This window comes from Enterobacter sp. PGRG2, assembly GCF_030291195.1.
Lineage (GTDB): Bacteria > Pseudomonadota > Gammaproteobacteria > Enterobacterales > Enterobacteriaceae > Enterobacter_D.
This window is the reverse complement of record NZ_CP127837.1, coordinates 241,622-242,222: the sequence shown is the minus strand read 5'-3', so window position 1 is coordinate 242,222 and position 601 is coordinate 241,622. Positions and strand designations below refer to the sequence as shown.

The 601-nt window shown below is 58.9% G+C and carries 1 protein-coding gene; it reads left to right on the top strand.

Annotation, left to right across the window (positions count from 1 at the left end; all coding sequences use genetic code 11):
* On the top strand, nt 1-545 hold a 545-nt coding region (locus tag QRD42_RS00975), incomplete at its 5' end, for a prepilin peptidase (protein ID WP_321987990.1).
* Between the last annotated feature and the right edge of the window lie 56 nt (nt 546-601).

Sequence of the window (601 nt, the reverse complement as noted above, 5' to 3'; positions counted from 1 at the left end):
CCATCCCGGCGATTTATCCGCTTTCAGAACTGGCGATGGGGCTGGCGTGGTGTGCGCTGGCGTTCTTTGGCGCGGCACTGTCGCCAGTGATCCTGCTGGCTTGGGCGCTGCTGTTTCTGCTGCTCTATATCGCGGCGGTGATTGATTTTAAACACCTGATCCTGCCGGATACGCTGGTGTTTAGCGTGCTGTGGGGCGGACTGCTGCTTAGCGTGGCGGGCTATTCCTTTATTCGCCCCAAAGACGCCGTCTATGGCGTGGTGCTGGCGTGGCTGCTGCTGTGGTGCGTGATGAAGCTGTGGTGCGCCTTCTGCAAATACGAGGGCCTCGGCAACGGCGATGTGAAGCTTTTCGCGGCGACGGGCGCCTGGCTTGGCTGGCAGCATTTGCCTGAACTGCTGCTCTACTCGGCGCTGCTGGGCCTGCTCTGTTATGCGGCGATCTATTTCGTTACCCGTGGCGATGGCGATAAACGCCCCGTTTACATTCCGTTTGGTCCGGCGATTGCGCTCACTGCCTTTATGCTTGTGATAATCGGGAGGTAGCCAGTGCCATGTTTGATCTGGAGTTTGTGGCTCAGCATCGCGCCGTTATCCATCGG